This window comes from Actinoalloteichus caeruleus (assembly GCF_049311605.1).
GTDB classification, from domain to species: domain Bacteria; phylum Actinomycetota; class Actinomycetes; order Mycobacteriales; family Pseudonocardiaceae; genus Actinoalloteichus_B; species Actinoalloteichus_B caeruleus.
Window position 1 is genome coordinate 2,070,036 of the sequence record NZ_CP186005.1, and the last position, 18,994, is coordinate 2,089,029.

General features: G+C 68.7%; 16 protein-coding genes. 2 read left to right on the forward strand and 14 right to left on the reverse strand.

Going from position 1 to position 18,994, the window contains the following annotated elements; translation table 11 throughout:
- Nucleotides 1-91: 91 nt before the first annotated feature.
- From ACOJVX_RS09220 to ACOJVX_RS09250, 7 genes are read right to left on the reverse strand one after another with little or no spacing between them, the layout of a single operon-like run.
- Nucleotides 92-844 carry an NAD-dependent epimerase/dehydratase family protein gene (locus ACOJVX_RS09220; RefSeq protein ID WP_418154515.1) on the reverse strand — a complete coding sequence of 251 codons (753 nt, stop codon included), beginning with the start codon at nucleotides 842-844 and terminating at the stop codon, nucleotides 92-94.
- Nucleotides 841-1,575, reverse strand: coding sequence for a coenzyme F420-0:L-glutamate ligase (locus ACOJVX_RS09225; RefSeq protein ID WP_422647420.1), 735 nt, complete (start codon nucleotides 1,573-1,575; stop codon nucleotides 841-843). The genes ACOJVX_RS09220 and ACOJVX_RS09225 overlap by 4 nt, the downstream gene beginning before the upstream one ends.
- Nucleotides 1,575-2,630 carry a hypothetical protein gene (locus ACOJVX_RS09230; protein ID WP_422647421.1) on the reverse strand — a complete coding sequence of 352 codons (1,056 nt, stop codon included), beginning with the start codon at nucleotides 2,628-2,630 and terminating at the stop codon, nucleotides 1,575-1,577. The genes ACOJVX_RS09225 and ACOJVX_RS09230 overlap by 1 nt, the downstream gene beginning before the upstream one ends.
- Nucleotides 2,631-2,636: 6 nt before the next feature.
- Nucleotides 2,637-3,509 carry a hypothetical protein gene (locus ACOJVX_RS09235; protein WP_418154518.1) on the reverse strand — a complete coding sequence of 291 codons (873 nt, stop codon included), beginning with the start codon at nucleotides 3,507-3,509 and terminating at the stop codon, nucleotides 2,637-2,639.
- A complete protein-coding gene (locus ACOJVX_RS09240) occupies nucleotides 3,506-4,732 on the reverse strand; it encodes a methionine adenosyltransferase (protein WP_418154519.1) in 1,227 nt (408 codons plus the stop codon). The genes ACOJVX_RS09235 and ACOJVX_RS09240 overlap by 4 nt, the downstream gene beginning before the upstream one ends.
- On the reverse strand, nucleotides 4,680-5,606 hold the full coding sequence (locus ACOJVX_RS09245) for a Gfo/Idh/MocA family protein (RefSeq protein WP_418154520.1): 927 nt from the start codon (nucleotides 5,604-5,606) through the stop codon (nucleotides 4,680-4,682). The genes ACOJVX_RS09240 and ACOJVX_RS09245 overlap by 53 nt, the downstream gene beginning before the upstream one ends.
- A 5-nt stretch (nucleotides 5,607-5,611) precedes the next feature.
- The gene (locus ACOJVX_RS09250; RefSeq protein ID WP_418154521.1) at nucleotides 5,612-6,466 is read right to left on the reverse strand and encodes a sugar phosphate isomerase/epimerase family protein; all 855 of its coding nucleotides are present in this window, start codon (nucleotides 6,464-6,466) and stop codon (nucleotides 5,612-5,614) included.
- 324 nt (nucleotides 6,467-6,790) lie between these two features.
- Here ACOJVX_RS09250 and ACOJVX_RS09255 point away from each other — a divergent pair, with 324 nt between their 5' ends.
- Together ACOJVX_RS09255 and ACOJVX_RS09260 are read left to right on the forward strand one after the other, a co-directional pair.
- The gene (locus ACOJVX_RS09255) at nucleotides 6,791-7,996 is read left to right on the forward strand and encodes a hypothetical protein (protein WP_422647422.1); all 1,206 of its coding nucleotides are present in this window, start codon (nucleotides 6,791-6,793) and stop codon (nucleotides 7,994-7,996) included.
- 946 nt (nucleotides 7,997-8,942) lie between these two features.
- Entirely contained in the window at nucleotides 8,943-10,820 is a 1,878-nt protein-coding gene (locus ACOJVX_RS09260; RefSeq protein WP_422647423.1) for a carbohydrate-binding module family 20 domain-containing protein, read from the forward strand.
- 1,736 nt (nucleotides 10,821-12,556) lie between these two features.
- On the opposite strand, the gene ACOJVX_RS09265 is transcribed toward ACOJVX_RS09260, so the two are convergent.
- The 7 genes from ACOJVX_RS09265 to tgmA form a co-directional block, all read right to left on the reverse strand.
- Entirely contained in the window at nucleotides 12,557-13,195 is a 639-nt protein-coding gene (locus ACOJVX_RS09265) for a DUF3558 domain-containing protein (protein ID WP_418154525.1), read from the reverse strand.
- A 477-nt stretch (nucleotides 13,196-13,672) separates the two neighbouring features.
- On the reverse strand, nucleotides 13,673-13,816 hold the full coding sequence (locus tag ACOJVX_RS09270) for a hypothetical protein (protein ID WP_422647424.1): 144 nt from the start codon (nucleotides 13,814-13,816) through the stop codon (nucleotides 13,673-13,675).
- A gap of 995 nt (nucleotides 13,817-14,811) precedes the next feature.
- On the reverse strand, nucleotides 14,812-16,023 hold the full coding sequence (locus tag ACOJVX_RS09275; protein ID WP_418154527.1) for a helix-turn-helix domain-containing protein: 1,212 nt from the start codon (nucleotides 16,021-16,023) through the stop codon (nucleotides 14,812-14,814).
- Between the two features lie 177 nt (nucleotides 16,024-16,200).
- Nucleotides 16,201-17,277: a methyltransferase domain-containing protein gene (locus ACOJVX_RS09280; protein WP_418154528.1), complete on the reverse strand. Its 1,077-nt coding sequence runs from the start codon at nucleotides 17,275-17,277 to the stop codon at nucleotides 16,201-16,203.
- Complete coding sequence (locus ACOJVX_RS09285) at nucleotides 17,274-18,221, reverse strand: MvdC/MvdD family ATP grasp protein (protein ID WP_418154529.1); 948 nt, start codon at nucleotides 18,219-18,221, stop codon at nucleotides 17,274-17,276. Before ACOJVX_RS09285 ends, ACOJVX_RS09280 begins: the two co-directional genes overlap by 4 nt.
- A 14-nt stretch (nucleotides 18,222-18,235) precedes the next feature.
- Entirely contained in the window at nucleotides 18,236-18,436 is a 201-nt protein-coding gene (locus ACOJVX_RS09290; protein WP_418154531.1) for a hypothetical protein, read from the reverse strand.
- A 75-nt stretch (nucleotides 18,437-18,511) separates the two neighbouring features.
- Complete coding sequence (tgmA, locus tag ACOJVX_RS09295) at nucleotides 18,512-18,712, reverse strand: putative ATP-grasp-modified RiPP (RefSeq protein WP_418154532.1); 201 nt, start codon at nucleotides 18,710-18,712, stop codon at nucleotides 18,512-18,514.
- Nucleotides 18,713-18,994: the final 282 nt, after the last annotated feature.

The window sequence follows — 18,994 nt, forward strand, 5'->3', positions numbered from 1 at the left end:
ACGCGGTGCCCCCGCGCATCCGCGCGGATCCCGTACTCCGTGATGTCCGGGCGGCCGCGTTCGTCCCACTCTCCCAAGATGGCGGTCACTCTTATCCCGGGAGATCGGACTCGGCGAACGCGCCGCCCATGAAGCGGTCGGTGAGCGGCCCAGGGTCGGGATGGTGGTCGACGTTGTCGGCCGGCTGGTACCCCAAGTCGTCCCAGCTGGTGATCGGCCACCAAGACCCGGAGGTGCTGGAGGTGCCGTATACGGTGACGAATCGGCTTGTCAGGGGCCGGGTGGCGGCGGCGTAGAGCAGGGCGGTGGCGTCACGGGGACTGAGCCAGGTTGCCCGGTGGCGGGGCTCGGTGGGGCGGTTGCGATAGCTGCCGATGCGGACGGCGACGACCTGCATGTCGGTCTTGTGGGCGTAGAGGTGGCCCAGGGCCTCACCGGTGATTTTGGCGACGGCGTAAAAGCTGTCCGGCGCCAGTGCAGCCGGGCTCCCTATGGGGTTCAAACCGGTGACGTGGTGACTGCTGGCCAGCACCACCCGAGGTACCCGCTGGCGGCGGGCGGCCTCCAGCACGTGGTGGGTCCCTATAATATTGTGCTCGACCATCTCGGCGAACGGTCCCTCTTGGGTGACGCCCGCGAGGTGAACGACTGCGGTAGCACCGTCAGCGGCCTTCTCCACCACCATCTGGTCGCGCAGGTCGGCATGGACGAACTCAGCGCCCTGGGGCGGCCCAGCGTCCGGGGACCGCTGGTCGAGTAGCCGCAGCGGTATGCCGTTGGCGGCCAGGTCGGCCGCCAGGTGGCTGCCGATGGTCCCGGCCGCGCCCGTGATCAGCCACGTCACGACTGCTTGTGGAGCATCGCCGAAACTCCCTCGTCCTCGTTGCTGGCGTCGTACGAGATGCCCCGCAGCACCGCGACGGGGGCCCCGCGTCCGCGTTGGCCGAGGATGATCCCGGCCGCTGCCGCGATGAGATCGGTGAAGGTCTCCTCCTGCTGCTTCCCGTCGTGCTCCGATGTCCGCAGGGGCATGACGCCTGCGGCGCCGATGGAGATGACCGTGGATCCGCGACGGTCGGCGCGGCCATCGGAGTCCGCGATAACGACGGCCACGACTGACCCGGTGTTGTTGATCAGGGCGTCGCGCAGGTTCCGGGCGGAGGCGTCCGGGTCCACTGGCAGCAGCCAGGCTCCTTCGGTTCCGACACGGTCGATTCCTGCGGAGGTGAGCTGGTAGCCGAGGGTGTGCCGGGCGATGATGGGGCCCGTTTCGGTGGCCAGAAAGTAGTTGTCGCTGGAGTCCAGGATCAGTTGCACGATCTCGGCGGGCTTGCCCGTCTGGGCGGACAGCTCGAGGGCCTCGGGGCCGGGCGTCACGCTGGTGAGATCGACGTATCGCTTCTCCGCGATGCTCACGACCTTAGAGGCCACCACCACTACATCCCCGTCCCTCAGCTCGGTAGCGGTGCGGGTGAGGACGTCGGTGATGGTGCCTGCCAGGTCGTCGCCGGGCTGGATTTCTGGGAAGGGGTCCAGGGCGAACGCGGAGAAGGCGGAGGTCGGGGCGGCGGTCATTAACGGGCTCCTGCTGGGGTGAGGACGGCGGTGTGCAGTCGGGCGTGCGCGGCGGCAAGCGTCTCTGCCCGCTGCTCGATAGTGGCGCGTGATCCGTTGGTGAGCCAGTTGGTCACGCGCCGGAGATAGTGCGGCCACAACCGACGGGCCGCATCGAGGGCGGGGGTGCCGGAGTTGACGGCGTGCCAGGCGTGCGCGGCGGGCAGCGGCCACAGGTTCTCATCGTATCCGTCGGTGTGTGGGCCAAGGCCTTCCAGCGTAGTGAGCATGGACTGGAGCCGAACGGCCTCGACTGGGCGGTCAGCGACCTGGTAGCGAGCAGGTCCGTCGGTTGGGGGGACCGGTGGCGGGGTCCAGGTCGCGGTCAGGTGCAGCAGGACGGGTACGGCCTGGTGGTAGATGGCAGGGAGGTGGGGGAATGACGCGGCGTGCTGCTTGGGTTCGTCGAGCCGTACGGGGGCCACGGAACCGAGCTTCGCGGCGGTCAGCAGCAGGAACGCGTCGATGCCGTACTCGCTCACGCAGGTCGCTAGATCCTCGGACAGGGCTTCGGTGGCGCGGAGAGCGGCGTCCAGTGCGTCGCGGGAGAGGGCGAGGTCCCCGGCCAGTGGCTGGGGAATGTCCCGGCCGGTGGTGGTGGCGATCAGCGGGCGGGCGAGATGGTGGGTCAGGTTGGCCTCGTCCCAATACCGCGGGTAGTCAGCGATTGCCAGAGCGGCCCCGGCCCGTACGCGCGCCAGCAGCGCACGGTAGACGGCCGGGTCGGGGCCCTGGGTGTCGGTGTCCGCGATAAGCACAATCTCGGCGTCGGTGAGGCCCGGGTGGCGGGCGGCGGCGAGGATCTGGGCGCCTTTGCCCCGCACCAGCCCAGCCAGTTGCGCCTTGGTCGCCCGGGTGGGGGTGGCGGCGAAGCGGTGGGCGGTGTCCGGGGTGTCGGAGGCGTCGGCATGCACGATGATCGCGCTCGTGCGGCCGATGGCGCTGTCGACAGCGGTGGTAACGGCGGTGATGGTGGCCGGTTCGTTGCGGCTGGGCAGGATCGCGGCGACGTTCATCCGGACTCAAGCTTCCTCGTTCAGTAGGTCAGCGGCCCTTTCAGGGCTGGCCGCGTACAGGTATTCGAACCGGCAGCGGGTCAGCGTTGTGATGAGGCGGCTTCGCCAGCGGGCTAGCGCGGGGGTGTCCAGCGGCCACACCGGCCCGTACGGTGCTGAGGTCACGCCGCTCATCGGGGTGGGTAGGCCGGAGATGTAGCGGCCCAGCATTTCGTGCAGCCGCAGTCGCTCGTTCACAGACAGCGGTACAGCAGGCGTCAGCGATGCTGAGACCAGCGCCGGGTGTACGGCAACACGCACGAGCCGCACCAGCGGGGCCGGGGCGGCAGCAAACGGCCACAGCATTCGCTGGGTTTTCGGAGCGAGCGGCCGGGCCGGGTCGCGGATCGCTGCGGTGGGCTTGCCCGGCCATACCAAAAGCGTGCCGTCGCCGGTTTCGCCGAGAACAGCCAAGTCGTCTCCGGCGTGAGTCCAGCCACGTTCGGCCAGGGCGAGCGCGGTGGAGGTCTTCCCCGCGCCATTCGCTCCGAGCAGCAGCGCCGCCCGCCCGTCGGGCGCGACGATGGCCGTGGCATGCACGGTAATCTTGCCCTGCCGCTGGCGGGTGCGCTCAAGCGCGGTGTAGGTGACGTAGGCCAGCGTGTCCGAGGCGGCCACCGCCACGGGCAGCCTCAGACCTATGGTGTCCGCCCCCGCCCCCACGGCCGCCGTCCCGAGGCTGACCTCGATATCTGGCGGTCCCGTCGCGCCGTCGGGCGTTTGAAGGGTCCAGCCACCGGGTAGTGTTCGGTCAGCCAAGCAAGCGGCTGTGGTGTCCACCTCGTCCGGCAGGGCCAGACGGGCGACGACGTGGCCGGTGACGAGCCGGTGCACGCTCATTCGGCCACACGCTCCAGGTCGGCGAGCAGATCCTCGACCGGCGCGACGGCGGGGAGAAAGCAGCCGGCCAGCAGGTCCTCCGTCCAGTCCGTCCGAGACAGCGTAGCCCGCACCAACTCCTCCGCCGCCCCGATCGGAACCTCCCTGGCCGTGGTGATCTCGATCGAGGCGGGTTGGTCGTACGGGGCGCCGTTCCTCCATAGCAGCGCGATGCGACATGGTCCGAACTCGGCCGCTACCGTACGGGCGGCGGTGTCGGCAAACCAACCTCCGACCTTGCCGACGTGGTAGGCCGGATTCTTCCCGAATGCTGCCTCGTTCCCAGCCAGGTGTGCGCCGCTGATGACGCCCGTGCGGGCGTTGCCTCGGCCCACGAGTCCATCCTCGCCGTAGTCGACGGCCGACCCCGACAGCGTGAAGTACTGACCAGAGATCGGGCCGGTGCGACTGTCCCGGGTGTTGCACACCACCGTCACCCGGCCCTGCAACCGCGCCTGAAGTAGCTCGGTCAACTCGCAGGCTATGGTTCCCACCGCCTCGTGGAACTCCGCCGAACTAGTCAGATGTCCCGCCAGTGCGGGTACGCACACCGTCACCGTCCACGCCTTGCCATTGCGGACGGCGAGGGCCTTGATGTCGCTGCCCGCCCACACCTGACGGCGGAACCACGCCTCGGCCAGCAGGACGATCGTCTCCGTCACGCTGCGCGGGGCCGAGCCGACGAGGTAGGCGGTGTCGTTGGAGAACGGTGCCTGCCTCTCGGGAAGGTCCTCGAACGATCGAGGAGCGAACCAGTGGGGGAACTTGGAGGAGTTGGTTGTCTCGTGCCTCACCTCCAGATCCACCCGGGCGAAGCCCGGCAGGGCGGTACGCAGGTGGTCGACGGCCGCTTGCTGAAGAATCTCCCGTACCGGCAGCGTCCGGCCAGCGAAGCTGGTGGAGATCCGGCCGCCGAAGACGACCCGCAATGGCCGGTCGTAGACGCCGCTTGTGTTCGTGAAGACCGCCCGGCCGCCGAGGACAGCTACTTTGTCCAGGTTGTGATGTAGTACCGCCCCCGTTGCCTCCAGGCAGTGCTGGCTGTAGCGGATTGAGGCGAGCTCGGCGATGCCGTCGGCGAGAGTGTCGGGGTGACCGACTCCTTTGCGTTCGACGACCTCGACGGGCAGCTCATGTGGCAGTGGCGTGCGAAGCGCGGATGACGCGGGCGTCGCGGTAGACACGGTCGATTACCTCCAGCGGGCGCCGCAGCGCCGTTAGCGGGAAGAGACTAGGATGAGCTGGATGTCCGTCGGCGGCTGCCAGTACGGCGAAGTACATCGACCGGCGTAGTTCGTCGTGTGTGGGGGCGCTGCTGACCCCGCCGAGCCCGGCTTCGAGGTTGCGTCCGCGTACGTGAAGGCGGCGCCCGTCGGTGAGGTGGAGCATGGCCTCGTGGTGCGGCGGGCCGGGGTGGTCGACGCGGGCGTCGACGTGCAGGGAGGCTCCACTGGTCAGCGTGATGGTGGCTGTGACGTGGTCCTCGGTTTCGGCCAGGCCCCGGCGATGCGTCACCTCGGCGTCTACCGTCTCGATATCGCCGGGCATCAGCCGCAGGGCGAGGGCTAGGCCGTGGATGGCCTGCTGGTGCAGCACCCCGCCGGCCGTGGCGTAGGTGCCGCGCCAACCCCGGAAGTACTCCTGATCGCGCCGTACCGCCAGTACAACCTCGGCCCGTACGACGAACGGGCGCGCGGCGAGCAGGCCGCCGAGGCCTGGGGCGAAGTGTGGCTGGAATCCCACAAAGGCACGTCCATCGCCCCGTCGGGGCGCCAGGGCAGCGGGGACTGTGGTGGCGGGCTTCTCCACCAACACCGCAGCCCCGGCGGCTGCGGCGCCCCGGGCCGCTGCGAGCGCGGTCCCGGGCGGGGCCGCCACCACCACCAAATCGGGCGACACGGCCCGCAGCGCCACCCGCCAACACGCGAACACCGGAACGCCCCGGAGGACATCGGTATGCGAGGCGGGGTCGGCGACTGCGGCGATCGCCAGGCCGGGAGCGCCGGCGAGGGCGGCCAGGTGCTTGGTGCCGACCTCACCAGCCCCTACCAACAGCACCCGCCTCACCCCACGCCCCCGGGCACAGCCGTGCGCAGGAACGCGGCACCCGTGGTCAGTGCGTCAGCGGGGGTATCACGCACATGGGTCTCCAGCGCGTATGGCAGTCCTCGGCGGGCGGCGTCCAGCAGCGGCAGCACCTGCCCGTACGGCACGACGCCCTCACCGGCTGGGCAGAACACCCGCCTGCCCTCGACAGGCCGATAGTCCTTGACGTGCACGTAGCCCACGTACGGGGCCAAGGCGCGGACCACCTCGCCCGTGGCCTGACCAACCTCGTGGAGGTTGCCCACATCCAGCCAAAGACCAAGGCCCTGCCCGGAGTACCGGTCCAGAACCTCCAGCAGAGGCTCGGCGTGGGCGAGAGTGCACACCGGTTCGTTCTCCAACAGCAGGCGAACCCCGGCCGTGTTTGCCAGCTCCAGCGCCCTGGGCAGCAATGGGTCACCAATGAGCTGCTCGGTGAACTTGGGCTCAACCCTCAGGTGGGAGAAGACCCGCACTACCGGAGCACCCAGGATGGCGGCAGCATCGATGGCCCGTTTGATCCAGCCCATTCGCTCGTCGTGCGGGATCTGGGTGGGAAAGCCGAAGGTATCCACGCGCCCCGGCATAGCCTCGGGTCGACACCACTTCCACAGGGGAGAGGCGAGCGCCGCCGCCGCTAAGCCGCGCTCGTCGGCCAAGGCACGGAGGTGCCGCAGCCGACCGGCGGGCAACGTAATGGCATTGGCGCCCTCGGCCGAGCGAATCTCCAGATGCCCGATGCCCAGCTTCACTGCCAGATCCATGCCGGCTACCGGGTCGGGACCGAGCTCATCGGGGTTGAGCACCAACGTGTTCGCTGGACGCTTGTCCACGGCTGTCTTCTCCTTCTTCCTTCGGTAAGGGGGGAAGGCCTCGCGTCGGCGTATGTCCTTCCGGGCACGAGGGCGGTCAGGAACCTCACGCGGCGGATTTCAGCCGGAGCCGCGCGGAGGCAGCAGCGGGATTAGCAGAGGTGGAGGGGGGATGGCTGTGGAGGCTGCGGCCCCAGCCCGAGACCCGTACGAGGGTGGCGGCGACGGTTACCTCCAGCGGTGAGAAGCGAGTCCTCACCATCCCGGTAGCCCGATCAGGGGCGATATCCCACCAGTTGCCCTAAAACCAGGACAGATCTCGCCCACGGGACAACGGTTGGACAAATGGCGATTCCCACTCCTCGGCTCTCGCCGGAGGATGTTCGCGCCGAGCTGCTGCGGCTGCGCCAGGGCCCCGCCCTCGGCCACCCCGGGGCGGTAACGGCGCTCAGCGCCCCGCTTCGCGCGCTGTTGCTGGCACGGACGCCGCCGCTGTCTCATGCGGCGAGTGAGACCCCCCGCCTGGTCGCGGCCTTGCGTAGGGCGATTGACGCGTTAACTCCGCACGAGCGACGCTACGCTGCCGCTGACTTCAATCTGCTGGGCGAGCATTCCTGGCCCAGCCTTACCGAGCGGCAGGAGTCCCTCGCGCGAGTGTTGGGCTGCTCGGCCAAGACGGTGCGCCGTCACGCTGGACAGGCGTTGGACACCCTCACACTACTCATCTGTGATGGCAGTTACGTCGCCGAACTGCCTCCGCCGGGCAGCGACGCTCCCACCACCACAGCGGGTACGGCTCCCAACGGGCCGGGCCAGTTCTTCGGGATCACCGGCGGCTCCCGCGTGGATGTCATCTGCTCTGCTGTTCCCGCTGCGGAGCGGTCCAGGCAGCGGCCCAGCGACTCGCTGTACGCACGCTACGCCAACTTCGCCGACCTCGACGCCCTGTTCTACGTCCGCGTCCATCTCGCCCAGCTCTTCCCTGCCGCGACTGTCCGAGACTTCCACCCTGGCGAGTACTACAACGCCGAGCCCGACAGCCTGATCGTCCTCGGCGCCCCCGACCGCAACACTGCCTACGCTGAGTTCGGCCCCCATCTGCCCTATCGCTTCACCTCGGAGCCGGCCGTCACCTTCCCTGGCCACAGCGAGGTCCGTCTCGCCCCGCTGTGGGCACCTGAGGGTGAGCTGTTGGCGGACCTGACCGTCATCACCCGCCTCACCCTCGACCAGGGCACCACCGTGGTCCTCCTCGGCGGCTGCCTCACCCTGGGGGTCCTGGGAGCCGCGAAGTGTCTCCTCAACGGTGAACGCGGCCGGCGCAACAGTGCTCACCTCAGCGGCCTCGCCCCCGGCGGTGACATCGTCGCCGTGACCGCGACTCGCAAGATCGGCGGAATCACCGATACGCTCGACCTCACCACCGCCGAGCCCCTGCTCCTGCTTACCCGTGACGGAGCGGCTGACTTCACCACCCGTGTGGACAACACCGCGCGATACCGGACAAGCAGCTCGGCCCCACACGCTCCGGGTGCCTGGTGGGAAGTGTGACGGCCCCGTCCGGTACCCAGAGGGGAGCTGGTCGACGGAGGGGGCGACGTAGTGGGAACCCGACTTCGAGCAGCTCCGCTAGCCGCTATCCGCCGGACGTAAAACGTCACATTGGCAGTTGCCCGTACTGTTCCAGGACCCGTAGGTAGGAGAACCGGCCGTACCACTCCACTTCCGTCGGCCGCTGTCCGTCGGCAGAGGTGCAGGTACGGACCGCAGTGTGCGCGTGCGCTATCGGACGTCGCGTGGATGAACGACGCCCCCGGCCTGCCCTCGTCCCCCACACCTCCGGTGACTTGAGCGAACCAAAGGCCTTCCGGATAAACCCGACACGAAACCGTTGACCGGCGGATCTCTGTGGCAAGAGGGCGGGGGAGGGAAGCCCGGAGATGAGGATGTCCGGTTGCCCCTGGTCGTAGGAGTACGGGGAGGCCCTCGGGCAGTGCCTGCGTTCGCTGGACCGCATGCTCCACCCCGTCGGCGACCAGGTCGCCTGAGACGCGAATCCCGTGGGAGGCGGCCACGGGGTTCACGGTGGTCGGCGTGGCTTCGAACCCGCCGGGCCGAACCGGCCGGGGACGCGCTTCCCACGCGAATCCACTCGGCGCGGGAGCGGTCCGCCTCGGAGCGACTCCGCGCGGCAACCCCACGCCGAAATCCGGTGCCAAACCAGCTGAAAAAAATTGCAACACTGGAACGATCGACCGCTGTGCTCGCCGAGTGGGTCGAGCGCGCGTCGGCGATACCCGTCGCAGTTCAACGGATTGACACCGCCATTCGTCCGTACCGGGCAGCGTCATCCGTGGTCCTGTCGCCGCCTTCCCAACTCGTCCAGCACCTGTTAGCTTCACCACACAACTGAAAATTATTGCAGTTCCTCGGTTGCCGTCCGCCGAGGAACCGCCCGGTCCGGCGGGGCAACCCGCCGCCCCCCAAGGAGGAACCGGTGAGAGTTCGCAACGTCGCGACGATCGCCACGGCCGTGCTGGTCAGCATGGCCGCCTCGTCCATCCCGGTCCTGGCCTCCGACACCCAGGCCAGCGCCGACCCGACCTCCACCCCGACCACCCCCGTCGAGACCACCGCCCAGGCCAACGGCGACACCCTCGTCCACCTCTTCCAGTGGCGGTGGGACTCGGTCGCCAGGGAGTGCGAGGACGTCCTCGGCCCGGCGGGCTTCGGCGGGGTGCAGGTCTCCCCGCCCCAGGAACACGTCGTCCTCGCCGACGACCACCACCCCTGGTGGCAGGACTACCAGCCCGTCAGCTACCAGCTCGACAACACCCGACGCGGCACCCGCGCCGACTTCGTCGACATGGTCGAGACCTGCCGGGACAACGGCGTCAAGATCTATGTGGACGCCGTCATCAACCACATGGCCGGCAGCGGCTCCATCGGCAGCGGCCCGGGCAGCAACGGCAACACCTTCGACAAGTACCGCTACCCGGCGGCCGGCTACGACGACCAGCACTTCGGCGACTGCCGCCGCGACATCGGCAACTGGGACAACCCCGACGAGGTGTGGCACTGCGAGCTGCTCGCCCTCTCCGACCTGCGCACCGCCGACCCCGTCGTCCGAGGCCGGATCGCCGACTACCTCAACGACCTCGTCGGGCTCGGCGTCGCCGGATTCCGCGTCGACGCCGCCAAGCACATGCCGCAGGCCGACCTCCAGGCCATCTACGGCATGCTCGACGACGTCCCACACTTCGGCGGCAGGCCCCACATCTACCAGGAGGTCATCGAGGGCGGCGGCCCACCGGAGCTGAAGCCCCCCGCCTACGCGCACCTCGGCCAGGTCACCGAGTTCCGCTACCAGCGGCAGGTCGGCCCGGCCGTGCGGGACGGCAACCTCGGCTGGCTGCACGATCTCGGCGGCCAGATGGCCCTGCCCAGCGGGGACGCCGTCGTCTTCGTCGACAACCACGACACCCAGCGGTCCGACCCCGGCCTGGTCTTCCAGAACAACCCCGGCCCCTACCGGGTCGCCTCCGCGTTCATGCTCGCCCACCCTTTCGGCACCCCGAAGCTGATGTCCAGCTACCGGTTCACCAACAACGAGCAGGGGCCGCCCAGCGCCGGGCAGCAGCCGGGCAACCCGGCTGGGGCGATCACCGCCCCCACCGAGTGCGGGGCCAACGGGTGGCTGTGCGAGCACCGCGATCCCGCGATCGCCGGCATGGTCGGGTTCCGCAACCAGGTGGGGGATGCGCCCCTCACCCACCGGTGGACCTCGGGCGATGGCCGGGCGATCGCCTTCGGCCGGGGTCAGGAGGGCTTCGCCGTGTTCAACCGGGGCGGGGCGCTCAACCAGGCGTTCCGCAGCGGGCTGCCCGCCGGCACCTACTGCGACGTGGCCACCGGCAGCCGGTCCACCGGTGAGGGCACCTGCACCGGGGCCGCGGTGACCGTGGCCGGTGACGGGAGTTTCCAGGCCAGCGTTCCGACCGACGGTGTCCTGGCCCTGCACGTGGGCGAGACCGGTGCGCCCTGCGAGGAGGACTGCGAGGGGCCGCCTGGTGAGCAGCCCGGGCAGTGCGCCTTCGGGGTGCGGGCCGAGACCTGGTTCGGCCAGGAGGTGCACCTGGTCGGCAGCATCCCCGAACTCGGGAGTTGGAACCCGAGTGCCGGTGTGCACCTGTCCTCCTCGGACTACCCGGTGTGGCGGACCACGGTGACCCTGCCGGCCGATACCGCGTTCGAGTTCAAGTACGTGAAGATCGCTCCCGGCGGCGAGGTGGAGTGGGAACCGGGTGCCAACCGCCGGGGTTCCACCGGCGGGGTGTGCTCGTTCAGCGGCACCTTCGGCGACACCACGGGGTGAGTGGGGCGGTCACGGCCGTCGCTCGTCCCGACCTCCGTGACCGCACACCGAGGCCATCCCCCGGCCGCCCGGCCCGGTTCGCTCCCGAGTCCTCCGACCCGGCGGGCGGCCCGGCCGGGTGGCCCGCCAGGTGGGGCCGCCAGGTGGGGGCCGACAGCGGGAATCCGGGACCCCGACCAGGCGGGCTGCGACGAGCCCGCCTGGTCGGCCTCGTCGCCGATTTAGCCGACGGACTGGACACCGTGGTCGGGGAACGCGGCTACCGCTTCTCCCGCGGCTGCCCCGCGCGAGGACCGACTCGACGAGTGCCGATGGCCGGCTCATCCTGGTCAGGCCGCGGGCATACCGGGGTCAGGGTCGGTGCGGGCGGGTCCGGTTGGTGCCGGGCCGGCGGCCCCTGGGTCACCGGGAGGTGTCGGTGATCACCTGGGCCAACTCGGCGGCGACCGAGGCCGGCGCGTCGCATCCCGCGATCTCGGCGGCGAACCGAACGGACGCGGTTGACGACGCGGTCGAGGTGTCCGTTCCACGCTATGGTCGCCACGCTGAACGCCGCGAGCACGAGGTGCGCGTGAAGCGTAGTGCTGGATCTGGCGGTGTGGATGACGATGAGCGCCAGGGGCCGCTCGCTAGTGCGCCACCCATGGCTCCTCGTCTCTGTCTCACGGTATTCCCCTGTGCATCTGAAGCATCTGCATCTGTGCGGGTCGGAATGTCCGGTTACTACCCGGCAGCTGTTGCAGATTAAACGACTTCGCGAGTCAGTGGGGCGCGCCGTCGAGGTGTTCGCAGGAGAACCCGTTTGGGCTAGTCGTTCTACCAGGCGTTGCCGTTCGTGGCTTCGTCATCAGCTGCTCGTGCAGCGATGAGGCCTGCGAGGAAGGACTCCGCTGCATCCACGCCTAACGCCCGAACCAGGCGGGCGAGGAGGCGATGGACTGTCGCGACCTCGGCTCGTGTGAGGGTGCCGGGTGGGCGGTGCAGGATGGACGCCACCGCTGTCCAGTCCACGTCGGTTGGTGGAGGTGTGCCTGTGGGCGGAGGCGGTGTGTTGGTGGTTGATGTCGGGGGGAAGCGGTGGGGGATGTCGACCGAGGAGGTCGGCGAAATCATGCCCCGTGCGATGTCGGCCAGGGTTCCCTCCGACCACGCCAGCGGTAGATCAAAGGAGTCCAGTGTCGTGTACCGCACCGGTTGCCCGGACTCCAGTGCCCCGATCGTCCTGGGCGCGATCCCACTGTGCTGGCGGAACGCGGCCTGGGTGGGGTAACCCATTTCGGTTCGGCGTCGTTTCACTACGCGCGCGAGCTCGGCCCGCTGTGCATCGCTGAGTTCCCGCGTGCTCTGTGCATTGGATCGCATAGTATGCATGGTATGTTCGCGTGCGCGGTTGTGACATCATCCGACTGGGCGTCGCCGTGTGAATGATCGACAATTTGTGCATGTTGATGCAGGCTAGTCTCGCTATACCGATTGAGCACTCGCATAAAATTCGCATGTGCTGTGCGTATGTCTAGGTTGAATGGCTAGCTAATACGCGACACACGCAGCGAAGAGATCTGAGCGCCGCCGAGCTGGCGAGCCGATTGGACGTCGCGGAGGGGATTATCCGCAACATCGAGGGCGCGGGCCAGGTGGCGAGTGCGCGCCTGATGTACCGGCTACTGTTGCCCTCAGTCTCTCGCGAGATGGAATTCAACATCACTCGATCGGCTGGACGGTGTTCGTCTCCTCCGTCAGTCTCCGGCGGGCAGCCGCACCAGGACGGCGCGGGCGACGTCGGCGGCCCGGGCGCACGGGTCCGACTCCTCGGCCTCGGTCACGCCGTCCTCCAGGTAGAGCGCGTTGTCGGACTGCACGACGAACTGCTGGTCGTGGGCGGTCCCGACGAAGACCTGGCAGTTGCCCATCTGCTCGACGTGCTGCGCGGCGACGGCCGGATAGCCCTCGATCGTGATCGGGGTGAACACGGCGTAGGCGTCGCGCCGGTCGTACACCTCGCCCAGCCCGGTGCGCCCGATGTCCCGGTACACCGCCGCGTCGGTGGCGGTGACCCGGTTGCGCCACAGGCAGGGTTCGAACGGCCCGGTCGGCCGCTCCAGCTCCCCCTCCGGGGCCAGCCCGAGTTCCTCGGCGGCGTCCGGGGGGAGCAGGTCGCAGGGCTCGAGCGCCCGCATGTCGATGGGGTTCTCCACCGGTGGGTATCGGGAGTCGACCGGCGGCTCCTCGGGCTCCGAGCTCACGGCCGTACCCGTATCGCCGGGGTGCGCCTGCCCGGCCTCACCGGAGGGCAGCGCCACTGCCAGGTAGGCCACCACCACCCCGGCGACCAGCACCACGGCGCCCCCGGCCCACCACTTCCCACTACCTGCCACGTTGGTTCCTGCTTCTGTTCTTGTCGGACCGTTCAGCAGCCTTGCCGATCAGCTGCCCCGCATCGTGCGGGCGGGTGAGCCGTAGCCCACGGCGATGGGGTGGGCGCCACACCATCGGCAGCACCCACGTCAGAGCAGGGAATCCGGGACGTGCCGTCAGAGTCAGCACCTTCCCTCCGCTGCTGGACAGGGTCGTCACCCGCAGTGACTGGCGTATCAGCGTTTGGTGGACGGGAATGACCGTGGCCTCCGCAACAACATCCACCACCGCCAGCGCCGTGGCTACACGGCGAGCGTCGACGGGTCGCAAACCGAACGGTTCGGCGGGAGCGTGGGCCGGCCGAAACACGACACCCAATCGACTCCACTCCACCCCCACCGTCACAGGCCGGTACTGCGCCGGCCACCACACCTCCACGCTCCCGACTCCGATACCGGGCATGACGGTTTCGGGCGGAAGGTCGTTCGGCCCCCCGTTCACCGTTCCCCTTTGAGGAAGGGGCGCACGCGGCGTGAGCGGCGCGGCTGGGCGTACCGGCGAACACGAGAGGCGGGGCGCGCGTCGAGGCGGGGGATCAGCATGGTGACGATCTCATCGACCTGGACATCGGGCGTGACCACTCACCTCACCTTCCCTGGCACGCACTGCTCGATACCCTCGTCCAGCAGCCGAATGAAGGAGCGCGTCGGCTCCGGGCTGAGCGTCAGGGGCCAATGCGCCGCCAGGTTGGACCCCGTCCACAGGGTCAGCGTGACGCCTAGCTCGAAGGGTTCCAGTCCGGCCGTAGGTGCCACGGACAGCGTCCTCGACGTCATGCCCATCGCGAAGGACAATCTGAAGTCCTGTCCCCCTCGCAGTGCGGCTGACAGGCGTCGCCCCTCTGAGGGGGACAGGCGCGACGGCGCACCGCGGCCGAGTATCACCACCGCTGTGCGATCTGTGGTGACGGCGAGGGCGATGGTGGTGAGGCGGCCGGACCGGTCCACCGCCGGGACCGTGGCTGACCAGTCTCGCGCGATCGCGATCAACCTGCTCCTGCTCATTCCCCTGGATCCGTCCAGTGAGGAATGGTGCCGCTGAGGGCGGGATGGGCGGGGGCAGCTGGGAAGTTCAACGCCGCCCCCGCCCCTGCCGGCCCGGGATGGGGCGATTCGGCCCGGGTCGGCGGCTGGGTGGGGGCGGCGGAAATCCTGTCGGGGGGTGCCGCCCCCGGTCGTCCCCCGCGACGAGCGCGCGGGGCGGGGGACGACGGTAAGGGGGGTGCGGCGGCGTGCCTCCCTGCCGCCGCACCGAACCAGCCTGTAGTGGAGGCAGGTGGGTGGAAGGGGACAGCGTCGGGGGCCGCTGTCCCTGGCCGGATACGCCTCGTCGGGGCGGTCGGCGCCCCCGGCCTGTCAGCGGTGAATGTCATCAGGACCCCCGTTCCCAGTCGCCGGTCCGGAGACGTCCCTGCCGTGGCATCTCCGGACCGGCGACCGCACCTGTGGTGCGAGTGAAGAGGGTCGGCGGGGGACGGTGACCGACCCTCACATGTGCTTCGCGCCGTCCCTTGCCCAAGACCGTATGGGGTGGGATAGCGAGTTCTATGTCACCGAGGCATAGCCACTCGACTGGGCTATGCGGTGACGCGCATTCGATGCGCGAGTCCCCGCAGTTCGGTTCCACCGGCAGCCGCTCGAGACCGTTCGAGCATGCTTGCCACGGCAGATCGGATGACGTCCGACCGGTACACGATCAGGGGGGCGATCTGTTCCGCGCGCAATAGCAACTGAAGCCCGCGCTGCTCGGTACGTCGGTCCGCGAGTAGCGCCCTGCCCCACTCCACGAACACGTCGGCGCGCCGAACCGCTGCCGGCAGTTCCCCGATTCGCGGCAGGATTCGGTTGCCCAGCTTGTCGACCTGCCCGTGATCCCCCAGCTCTGCTGCGATCGCCAGGCGCCACACGTCGACGTTCAGAGGGCCGAACCACAAGCCTCGCCATGCGCTCGTGCCTCCCACCCGCGTTGCGATCTCGTCGGCACGGGCGATGTGGTCGTAGGCGTCCGCACGACGACCCATCGCTGCTGCGGCGAGCGCGGCACTCAGGTGAACCTGCCCCAGGCCTTCGGGAACCCCGGGTTCGGTGCTGTGCGGCTCCAGCGTGCGGATCGCGCTGGTCGCGTGGGCGTACTGCCGTGGACGGCGGCCGGCTCCCTGGGACTGCGATCGCATCCACGCCGCCAGTGCCTCGTGTTGGGGATCGCTGGTCGTCGCGGCCAGGGTGCGTACGTGCGCCACTGCCAGGTCGAGCAGTCCGGGCGAGCTTCTCAAGGTCTTCAGCGCTGCCATAGCCGCTTGGTAGAGGTCAGCCAGGTGGTGCGCGGCGGTCCGCCGTTGCTGGTCGGACCTGGATTCGTACATTGTGAGCAGACTCGGAAGAACGTCGCTGGCCACGGATGCGAGGGTGCGGTAGTCGGACACGTGGCGGGCCGAATTCACCTGTCCCACCGCCCGTGCGACAGCATCAGGTGTGAGTACCGGTCCTTCGGGGCTGTCGCCCGGGTACCAGCTGAGGAGGTCGGTCAGATCGTGGATGATGTCGTGCCGGGTGGTGTCCGGACGGTGGGTGTGGTCCTGGGTGATATCGGTGACGGCAACCCGCAACGCGTTTGCGAGGGCGTCGATAGTTGCCCTGCGAGTCGGTGGCCGGAGGCCGCGTTCGAGGCGTGAGAGGTGTGGCTGCGAGATTCCAGCGAGATCAGCGAGGAGCGTGGTGCTCATGCCCCGCCAGCGGCGGAGCTCGCGAATTCGCTGCCCAATGTGCGTGTTTTTGTGCGTGTTTTCCATCGTGCTCCATTCGCCAGAGGCCTCTCCGCGCCCCCGGCCCGTCGGCCGGGGGCAGACCTCCTGGCGAAGAGGCAAACTCACGGTAGCGCCTCGACTCGTGTTTGAGCCAGACTCAGCGCTGACACGCGAAGGGGGAGCGACCAACCGGTGTCGATCGCTCCCCCTTCGCGCTCCGGACTATGGAGCCAGGACGTGGTGGCCCTGCGCATCCGCACGGACTCGATACGCCGTAATGTCCGGACGGCCGAGTTCTTCCCACTCGCGCAACGTGGCAATCACCGAATCCCACAGCAGACCGCTTTGGAAGACCTCGACGGAGCCGTCGTCCAGTTCGGTGGCCCGAACCCATGCTCCCGTCGGCCGTTCTCTGAGCAGGTGGACGACCCGGCCGTCATCGTCGAGGCAGGACCCCCTCCACAAGCCGGGACGGTGCAGCGACAGCAGCGCGCGGCCAGTGCGGTCATCCAGGGCTTCTGGCAGTGTGTCCCGTCGGGCCGGGCGCCCGCTGTTACGGGGGATGTCGTGGGGGCCCGAAGCCGGGTCGTCGACGCTAGTTCGGCGCGGCATGAAGGCCGCGAAGTCGAGGACACCGCCCTCGGCGGTTCCGTCCTCCAGCACGAGCAGGGACACGAGACCGAAGCCGAGGTTGACCAGGATCCGTCCCCCTGGTCGGACCTGTCGCAGCCACGTGGCGGGCACCGATGTGAGCCCGCAGGTGGTGATCAGCCGGTCGAACGGGCCGTGCCGCGGCGCGCCTTCGGCTCCGTCTCCGGTGAGGACGGTCGGCTGGTACCCCAGGTCGTCGAGCCGGGCGGCGGCCGTCAGGGTGAGCCCCGGTTCGATGTCCACGGTGACTACCCGGTGGGAGCCCAGGCGGTGGCAGAGGAGCGCCGCGTTGTAGCCCGTTCCCGTTCCGATCTCCAGCACCCGTTCCGAGCCGCGCAGCTCCAGTGCTTCCAGCATCGTCGCCATCAGTGACGGCGCCGTGCTCGAGGAGATGGGGGTGCCGTGGGAATCAATCTCGGTGATCAACGTGGTGTCGCTGTGGATGTAGCTCAGTCGTGCGGGGTCGTCGCGCGAGATCCACGACAGCCCGTCCGGGGTGTGCACGGCGAAGTCGTCGACGAAGTGGTCCCGGGGCACGTCCGTGAAGGCAGCCAGGAGCGCGGGGTCGGCGAGGGAACCGCCCGTGCGCAGAATCTCGGCGAGCTGACTCCGGAGTAGGCGGCGATAGTCCGCTGTCGCGTTGCTCATGAGGCTCCTTCGATAAGTTCGTCGGCCAGGGCTGTGGTGATCGGCCCACGGGCGTCCTCAAGCCAGGCCCACTGCCCGTTCGGATTGTTCTCCAGGAAAACCCATCGTCCGTCTGGGGTGATGACCCAGTCCGATGCGGAATAGGTCAATCCCAACGTCCTGTTTAGGGTGCGCACGCCGAGGGCAACGTCGGACGGCACGTCGATGGGGCGGTACCGCAAGTCATCGTGATCTGCTCGCCAGTCGATCGCCCTGCTCGGACTGTCGATTCGCACTCCGAACAGGCGATCGCCTACGGAGGTGAGACGAACCGAGTAGTCGCAGTCGACCTGCCCCTGGAACTGGTGAGCGGCACCAGCCACGCCGGCCCCGAGTTCGTCCGCCTCGACCGCGTCCGCATACAGCATCGTCCGGCTGCCGTCGGGTAGCCGGAGCCCGGCCCGGAACGGCTTGTAGATGGTCTTCATGGCGGTGGCCCGGTTGGCGGCGGTCGCCGGATCGTTGGTGATGGTGGTCGGGGGGACGGTGAGACCGAGACTGGATGCCAGGGCGAGCTGGAGAGGTTTGTCGTCGGCGTACCGATTGCGGTGCGGGTGGTTCACCCAGTGCACGTTCGATAAGGCTGAGAGAAGGCCGCCGAAGCCGTACTCGGCTTCGGCGGCCACCCATGCCTGCTCGGGAGTGTCCGAGTGCTGTCCGTACCCGCTGGGTTTGCGCCACCAGATGGAACGTACGGAGCTCAGGTCGGTCTGCCGATATCGGTCCGACAGTGTGCCCCGCCACCCATTGTCAGTGAGATGCGCCCTCACTGTGACGGCTCCTGTCACGAGGTCGGCGGTATCGAACCGATGTACCTCCACTCCGTCCCGCTGTAGGAGTTCCCAGATCACGAAGTCTGCCGTGATATCGCAGGGCCTGGTGATAACCAGGATGGTCGCAGGCATGTCTCCTGTCACCGTCAGTCGTTGGTGTTGGTGATCTGTATGCTGTCGTGCTGTCTGTCGCAGGGCGTGCCGGCGGCACGAGTCGTTGCGTCGGTGTTGGCTAGGGTTCCGTTGGGCGTGCGGTTGATCTGGCTCACCGGGTCGTAGGCGAGGTTGGGCGCCGTCTGCGTGGCGAGTGGTCGGGTCTTGGAGCGGGTCAGCACGAACACGGTCACACTTTCCTGCCGTTGCTCACGGTACCTGGTCAGCTACCTTAAGTGATTATCGGTTGTCGCCGAAGGCCGCGCTGTTCAGTCGTCCTTGTCCGTGAACCACTGGCTGTCGTGCCGTGTGTCGCAGGGCGTGCCGGCGGCACGAGTCGTTGCGTCGGTGATGGCTAGGGTTCCGTTGGGCGTGCGGTTGATCTGGCTCACCGGGTCGTAAACGAGGTTGGGCGCCGTCTGCGTGGCGGGCGGTCGGGTCTTGGAACGGGTCAGGCCGAACGCGGTCATGTCCTCTCCCATCATCGCGACTTGCTGTGCTCGGAACACTACGTAGAGTCGGATTCGCTTCTATGCCTGATAGGCATAGCCACTCGTTCGGCCTACGCACCAGGACACGCGTGACGTCGGGGCACCCGCTGCTTCGTCAGGTTCGGGTGGGGAGCGTGACGGCCCTCTGCCCGGCGCCCGAAGGGGAGCTGGGCGACGGCGGGGCGACGTCAGACCGTCACGTTGGTATGTGCCCGTTCTGTTCCAGGACCCGCAGCTAGGAGAACCACCCATATCAGTGCC